The following is a 7,686-nucleotide window of genomic DNA, read 5'->3' on the forward strand; positions in this document are numbered from 1 at the left end:
TTAGCGACCTCCTCCAAGTTTTTAGATGGAAGGATTGAAGCACCAATGATGATGGAAGGTAGACGCACTTTTGGGTTTTTAATGACAATTGTTGTCATATTTGCTATCGCCCCATTAATAGCTATATTAGGTTACACCTTTATTAAGGATGGGCAATTCGACATCTCACAAATCAATCGAATGCTAGAAGCAGAAAGAGTGTGGCGGACACTTGGAAACTCTATATTATTAGGGGTACTTGTAATAGTTGGAACAACCATTATTGCATTTCCTATGGCATTTATCAGAACGAAAACAAGCTTATATCGCTATGATTGGCTCGATATTATTTTAACCATTCCATTTATGACTCCTCCGTATATTGGTTCAATGGGATGGATCTTATTTATGCAACATAATGGCTTTCTCCAACAGCTATTTCCAAGCTCAGCCTGGTTGACGGATACCTTCTTTTCATTATTTGGTATGGTGATGATTATGAGCTTACATCTCTTTCCCTTTTTATATTTAATGTTGAAAAATACGCTCCTTCGTATCAATGGCTCCTTTTTAGATGCAGCACTCATTTTTGGACGAAGCCCATGGAGGAATTGGACTAAAATCGTTTTGCCTTTAGTAGTATCTAGCTATGTCCTAGGAAGCTTGCTTATTTTTATAAAAACACTTGCGGAATTTGGAACACCTGCCACTTTTGGAAATCGAATTGGATTTCAAGTATTTACAACGGAAATTCACACTTACCTATCAAGATGGCCAGTAGACATTAGCATGGCTACATCCCTGTCTTTATTTTTACTATCGGTTTGTCTTGTCATTTGGTATATTCAAAATCTTATCGGACGTAAGCATACATATGGCGTTCTATCTGGCAAAACACCAGCAATGCGTGTGGTTAAGGATAAATGGACTATCAAATTATGCTCTTGGATGTTTGTAGGAATTGTTCTTATATTGTCAATTGGCATTCCTTACTTTTCCATTGTCGTGACATCTTTGCAAAAAGTAAGAGGAGATGGTTTGCAGGCAGGGAATTTTAGCTTTGCATCCTATCAAGAGGTGTTTACAGGGGGAAGCGCAGGATTATCGGCATTTTTGAATAGTGTGATGTTTTCTATTATTACAGCCATTGTGACAGCTATTATTGGATTGTGTATTGCTCTATATATTAAAAAGGGTGAAACGAAAAAACAGCAAGTATTAGATTTTTTTAGTTTAATGCCCACTATTGTACCTGGAATTGTCTTTGTAGTTGGGTTAATCATGTTCTGGAATGCGCCATGGTTACCAGCAACCATATATAACACAAAGACAATGGTTGTTGTCACGTATTGTGTTCTATTCTTACCATATTCTGTGCAATACACGAAATCCTCATTATCTCAAATAGATTTGTCAATCTTCCAATCAGCAGCTATTTTTGGACGAAGCAAATGGGATGTTTATCGACAAATAATAATTCCATTATTAATGCAAGGAATTCTTGCTGGTATGATGATGACATTTATTATTTCCATGCGTGAGCTTGTTGCTGGATTATTAATTTTGCCTCCATCAGTGGAGACTGGGGCAACATTTATTTACAGCCAGTTTGAGCAAGGAAATGTTGGTGTAGGAATGGCTGTTGCAGTCATTACAGTGATCATGACCGTTATTTTCATGTTTCTACTCGAGTGGCTGCAAAAGCGAGGAGGACATGAGAATGCTTAATATCGAGATTTTAGGCGGAGTCGGTGAATATGGACGTAATTGTTTTTTTATTGAAAAAGAGGGGCGTGCTATTTTACTTGATTGTGGCGTAATGAACAATCCACAAAAGACCTTGCCTAACTTAACAGAGGCTCACGTAGCAAAGCTTGAGGCAGTATTTATTTCACATTCTCATATTGATCATGTAGGTGCTATTCCGTTACTGGAAAAGTGGGGATATAAAGGACCGATTATTATGAGTGATATGACTGCACAGCAACTAAAATTGGCATTTCCAAATATAAGTATTTTTCACCCAGAATCCAATGGAGAATGGATAATCGTTAATAAGGATGTGGCTTATCAGTGGGGGTATAGCGGTCATCTCATCGGAAGTGTTTGGTATAAAATTCGGTTTTTAGAGAAAATGCTCTTTTACACTGGCGATTATGTCGTGGATTCTTATTTATTGAAGGCTACACTGCCAGTAGAGGACGGGACGATTTATGATGTAGCATTTATCGACAGTGGTCATGTTGAAAAACAAATCAATAATATTCAAACATTGCAGCAAATAATGGAATATATAAGCGCTCATCCAGCACAATCATTTATTTTTCCATCTTCATTTTCAGGAAAAACTGTCGATATTGCAGCCTATCTTCATCAGCATACACATAAAACCCTGCACATTGATCAGGATTTTGTATCGTTATTTGAACAGTATGATAAGGCAACTGAAAATTTATTGAATACAAATATCCCATCTGTTAAGCAACAATGTCTGCCAAAGAGTGCTAGTCTTGGGGATGTTTATTTTGTGCCAGATCGTGATAAGTCGAGACTATTGGAGCTGCTACAAAAAATACCGAAAGCTATCGTTATTTTTACGGGCTATTGGCATAAAAACAACTATGAAATGATATTCCCAAAAACGCAATATAAGGAATTTTTTTATAAAACACATCCTGATTATCATGATATTTTAACGCTTTCTAAAAAAATACATGCTCAAACGACCATTTATTTCCATAGTTCATTTACGAATATAGAAACCACCTTTCTGACATTACTTAAAAATGAAGAGTAAATACAGCCTCCTTTAGTTTAGAGCTAATAAACTTTTTTCCTTACGAGTTGAATCCGACTAGAACATAAAGATTTATATAAATGGGGTAGCCATCAGGTGAAAGTGCTTGTTGGCTAGCCCTTTTTCGTCAACAGGGGCGATAGGTTAAAATAATATAGGGAAAGATGAACCTCATCAATCTTAAAATTTAGCGAGAGCAAATCAGCGGGAGATAAAGAAAGCATCCACTGATTAAGTTACACTTCATGTAAAAGAAAATAGAAGGTAAATAAAAACAGATAAAAATTTGTTCTAACTTTTTTAATTTCGCTTACACTTACTATAGGACGAACTCTTAGCTTTAACACAAGGGAGGAAATGACATAGCGAAAAAAATGGGAATTGTCGCGCTACTATTATTCGGTGTTTATTTGCTGTGTATGTATTGGTATATATTCCATAGCGGTGGTGGTACCGTACCACGAGCATTGCAGGGAACAGTTGCAGATCCAGTTATGTTTATGTCTGAAAAAGAACTGTTTCTAAGCGGAGAATATTCAAAAATAAGGAACTTCCTTTTCTTTGTTGCCACTCCATTAGAATGGTTAGTGTATGCTTTTATTTTACTAATGGGTATTTCACGTTATTTTGAAAAAGTGGCGACAGCACAAACGAAGTGGAAGTTATTACGAAATGCAGGCTATTTATTTTTATTATCATTGCTATTGTATCTTGTGCTATTCCCGCTAGACTATTATCGTTTCTATTTAAGCAAAAGCTACGGTATAAGTACACAAGCATTCTCGTCATGGATGCGAGATGGAATTATTGATTTTTGGGTAAATTTCGGCACGAGCCTCATTGTGGTATCAGTCATATATTGGCTTATTAAAAAGAGTGAAAAAAGATGGTGGCTGTATACATGGCTTTTAACGATTCCATTTTCAATATTTGTGATGTTTATCCAACCTGTTGTCATTGATCCTTTATATAATGATTTTTATCCATTAAAAAATAAGGAACTGGAAGCAAAAATTCTATCTATTGCTACCCAAGCAAATATTCCAGCAGAGCATGTTTACGAAGTGAATATGGCAGAGAAAACAAATGCCTTAAATGCTTATGTCACTGGCATTGGAAGCAATTCGAGAATTGTTTTATGGGATACAACCTTAAATAGACTCACTGACAATGAAATATTATTCATCATGGCGCATGAAATGGGACATTATGTTGAAAAACATATTTATTTTGGAATCGCAGGGTACCTGTTGTTAACTCTAGGGGGATTGTGGCTAACAGCCAGATGTATGCGTTGGGTGATTAGAAGATATGGACAGGTATTAAAAATAAATAAAATAGGTGATATAGCATCTTATCCGTTATTTTTACTTATTACCTCTATGCTGCTATTTGCTTCTAACCCTCTGACAAATTATATTTCAAGGTATCAGGAAACAAGAGCAGATCAATATGCTATTTCACTTACGGGTGATCGAGAGTCGGCAGTTACTGCATTCCAAAAACTAACGATATCTGGTTTAAGTGAGGTAAATCCACAGCTTCTTGTAAAGTGGTTCCGTTATACACATCCGCCGATGTTGGATCGAATTGATAAGGTAGCGGAGAAAGAAGGACAAAAAAAGGAAGTTCCTGTTAAAGAAGAGCAGAAAAAAGAACAACAGAAGCAATAAAATCTGCATTAATATGCTAGGTTTCTTGGATGTATAAGTTGGGTATCCTAATAGAAGAGATATTTGAAAACTTGTTCGTTCTTATGATAGGGGAATCGTTATGCGTAATATTATCGTCATTACACTTTCATCGATTTTAGTGGCCTTTGCCTATAATTTTTTGTTAATTCCCCATGAAATTTTAAGCGGTGGATTAAGTGGGATTGCTATCATGCTAGGTATTGTCACACCCCTAAATACAGGGGTTTTAAATTTACTATTGAATTTGCCCCTACTTATTATAGGGGTTATGAAGCTTGGGAAGCGGTTTATCGGATATACGATATTATCAGTGACTGTCTTGTCAATTAGCTTGTATATTATTCCTATTTATAAGGCTACACAAGAACCAATCCTTGCCTCCTTATTTGGTGGTGTTATTGTCGGAATCGGTGCAGGTATGATTTTCCGAGCATCTGGCTCCTCCGGTGGTTTTGATATTATAGCTATGTTGTTAAGTCAAAAACGTGATTTCCCATTAGGAGCATTAATTTCTGGAATGAATGGAATAGTGGTAGCGATCTCAGGCTTTGTTTTTAGCTGGGATGCTGCTTTACTTACACTTGTATCGATTTATGCTACTGGCAAGGTAGTCGATACAATTCATACAAGTCATATTAAATTGACGCTGATGATTATTACAGGTAAGGGTGAGGAAGTGAAACAGCAGCTATTATCAAAGCTTCATCGAGGTGTGACGATAATGGATGCGAAGGGCGCTTACTCAGGAGAAGGGCGTAAGGTTTTAATTACGGTAATTACGCGTTATCAGCTTGCCGAGGTTAAAAGTATGATTAAGGAAACGGATGCAAAAGCCTTTGTTAATATTTTGCAAACGACAGAGGTAATCGGTGTTTTTGATAGGGGCTCAAAGTAAATATAAATTGGAATGGATATTTCTTGTACACACGTTATCGGTTATAATAAATATAATCGAACGTGTGTTTTTATTATGGGACAGAAAGGAAGAGTTTAATAATGAACAAAGAATCAATTCATGGATATTGCTTAAAGCTTCGAGGAACAATACATGATTATAAACTGGAGTGGGAGGCTGACCGCTACCAAATTGGTGGAAAAATGTATGCAATGATAGGTGGAAATGCTACCGGAAAGCCAGTCCTTACCTTGAAATGTGAACCACAACGAGCAGAAGAATTAAGGGAGTCTTACGAAAGTATCATACCTGGTTATTATATGAATAAAACGCATTGGAACTCCATTTACATGGATGCAGATGATGTACCCTTTGAGTTAGTGGAAAAGCTCATTGACCATTCCTATGAGCTAATTTTCGGAAAGCTAACAAAAAAAGCACAGCAGGAAGTTCTATTACTTGAAGAGACAATGTGACATGCTGGAGTATAGTGTTAGATAAAAGATTAAAATAGCTGCCCTTTTTCTAAGATATTTTGAGGAAAAAGGCAGCTTTTAGACAAAGAAAAGCTCAGGTATAAGAGAAAAACGCTCGTGTAGATCAAGAAATGCTCAGCTTCAATACCGCTCGGTTAGGCCGAAGCAACGCTCAGGTGCAAGGGGAAAACGCTCGGGTAGGTCGAAAAAACGCTCAGGTGCAGGAGAAAAGCGCTCGGGTAGGTCGAATAAATGCTCAGGTGCAGGAGAAAAGCGCTCAGGTAGGCCAAAGAAAAGCTCAGGTGCGAGAGAAAAGCGCTCAGGTAGGTCGAAAAAATGCTCAGGTCCAAGGGAAAAAAGCTCAGGTAGGTTGAAGAAATGCTCAGGCAATCCAAAGGAACGCTAATGTATAAGCAGAAAAAAGCTCAAATAAGTCAAAAGTAACCCCGAGCCGTGTCAATCGGCTCGGATCAGACACAAGAAGGATTTGATTTAAGCATTATAGCCACTGTCACCAAAAGGCTGTAGCATGTCGAGCCACTTTTGCTCTAGTTTTTCTAGCTCTCTTTTGGGATCAAAATAGCCCTCTTCTTTTTTCTTTAAGTATTCAACGATTTCAAGGTCAAAAGCGTCTTGGCCGAAAGTATTGAAATCCGCTTGTAGTTTTTTATTTGTATATGAATTTGTTTTAAGCGAAAATTGAAATCCGTTTAGGCGCTTTAAATTATTGAAGCTACCTACAAACACTTTTCCATTTTGTTTATTGGTCATTGTAAAAACACCCGCTTCAATTTTCATTTCTTTATACATTTCCTTTAATTCTTTTTTATGGTCCATTGAAAATCCTTCTTTCTTATTTTTAATTCTGCATTAACAGCAGATAAATCCCCTATAGGTAATGACTAATCATCAAGGAACTCCCTCTGATTCAGTTTCACTTTATCCAATAGGCACTGCCATCATCTGTACGGTCCATAAAACCATACTCAATTAAATAACGGCGGATTTGTACATAATCCTCATACATTGGCTGAATTACCTCATTTAATTCCTTTTCTGTATACTGCTTTGTCTTATCGAAAAGCTTTGTAATTGCTCGTAGTATGACAATTTTATGCTTCTCCCGCTTTGGAAAAAGGGTAAGCTCTTTACCAATTCCCTTTGGAAAATATTTTTCAAGTAACTCTTGTTCCTCAGTTAGCGTAATATTATAGCGATCATCCACCATCGTTGCGGTCTTATGGATTGGAATAAAATGATCTTCCTTTTGATTCTTTTCTTTTAACAGTTCCATCATGGCAAGAAATGTTTTTGCTTGCCGCTCTTTTTCCTTAAGGGTAAAGCGATGATGACGAATCGTTGTTGCACTGCCAATATCAAGCATTTCTTTTATTTCTTGATCTGTATGTCCCTCATAAAATAAGCGCAAGATATGGCTTTGATGATCTGTTAGCCCCGTTATTTTTTTATTTAATCCATTTAAATAATGAAAAACTGAATGGTGTGCAGAAGTAATATGATGCTGCATAAATTTTTCTGCCTCATACAGTACGCCTTCATGGGGATAGATAATTCCTTTTTCAATTCGCTCACCACAAAGCAAGCAAGTAAAATATGCTGTTTCATCTATGAAGCCCTTTTTAATGTCATCCACCGATGCTTGCCAAAACAACTCATTAACATCCATTGAAAAATCTCCTTTAAATAAACAAAAATAAATTTCGTTTGCTTATTTATATTTAAAATAACAGTAAGCCCGAAATATAAAAAAGCGCACCTTCTCGGTACGCACGACGAATGGCCCGCTATCTGGTTTTTTTTTCAGATAGCTGGCTATTTTGAACA

General features: G+C 36.7%; 7 protein-coding genes. 5 read left to right on the plus strand and 2 right to left on the minus strand.

The genetic code is table 11. The features are described 5' to 3' along the window. Nucleotides 1-45: 45 nt before the first annotated feature. The 5 genes from ACQKIM_RS16585 to ACQKIM_RS16605 all read left to right on the plus strand — a co-directional run bounded on the left by ACQKIM_RS16585 (nt 46) and on the right by ACQKIM_RS16605 (nt 5,841). Entirely contained in the window at nt 46-1,707 is a 1,662-nt protein-coding gene (locus ACQKIM_RS16585; RefSeq protein WP_427545842.1) for an ABC transporter permease, read from the plus strand. Beyond that, nucleotides 1,700-2,776 (plus strand): MBL fold metallo-hydrolase, encoded by a 1,077-nt coding sequence (locus ACQKIM_RS16590; protein WP_427545844.1) that lies wholly within the window; start codon nt 1,700-1,702, stop codon nt 2,774-2,776. The genes ACQKIM_RS16585 and ACQKIM_RS16590 overlap by 8 nt, the downstream gene beginning before the upstream one ends. A gap of 362 nt (nt 2,777-3,138) precedes the next feature. Then, nucleotides 3,139-4,449 (plus strand): M48 family metallopeptidase, encoded by a 1,311-nt coding sequence (locus tag ACQKIM_RS16595; protein WP_427545854.1) that lies wholly within the window; start codon nt 3,139-3,141, stop codon nt 4,447-4,449. A 100-nt stretch (nt 4,450-4,549) separates the two neighbouring features. Further along, nucleotides 4,550-5,365 carry a YitT family protein gene (locus tag ACQKIM_RS16600; RefSeq protein ID WP_427545846.1) on the plus strand — a complete coding sequence of 272 codons (816 nt, stop codon included), beginning with the start codon at nt 4,550-4,552 and terminating at the stop codon, nt 5,363-5,365. 101 nt (nt 5,366-5,466) lie between these two features. Further along, the gene (locus tag ACQKIM_RS16605; protein ID WP_427545848.1) at nt 5,467-5,841 is read left to right on the plus strand and encodes an MmcQ/YjbR family DNA-binding protein; all 375 of its coding nucleotides are present in this window, start codon (nt 5,467-5,469) and stop codon (nt 5,839-5,841) included. 492 nt (nt 5,842-6,333) lie between these two features. On the opposite strand, the gene ACQKIM_RS16610 is transcribed toward ACQKIM_RS16605, so the two are convergent. Together ACQKIM_RS16610 and ACQKIM_RS16615 are read right to left on the minus strand one after the other, a co-directional pair. Beyond that, nucleotides 6,334-6,678 carry a GIY-YIG nuclease family protein gene (locus ACQKIM_RS16610; RefSeq protein WP_427545850.1) on the minus strand — a complete coding sequence of 115 codons (345 nt, stop codon included), beginning with the start codon at nt 6,676-6,678 and terminating at the stop codon, nt 6,334-6,336. Between the two features lie 97 nt (nt 6,679-6,775). Further along, nucleotides 6,776-7,528 carry a DUF2087 domain-containing protein gene (locus ACQKIM_RS16615; RefSeq protein WP_427545852.1) on the minus strand — a complete coding sequence of 251 codons (753 nt, stop codon included), beginning with the start codon at nt 7,526-7,528 and terminating at the stop codon, nt 6,776-6,778. Between the last annotated feature and the right edge of the window lie 158 nt (nt 7,529-7,686).

The sequence above is a fragment of the Lysinibacillus sp. NPDC047702 genome (assembly GCF_050272555.1).
In the GTDB taxonomy this organism is placed as follows: Bacteria; Bacillota; Bacilli; order Bacillales_A; family Planococcaceae; genus Lysinibacillus.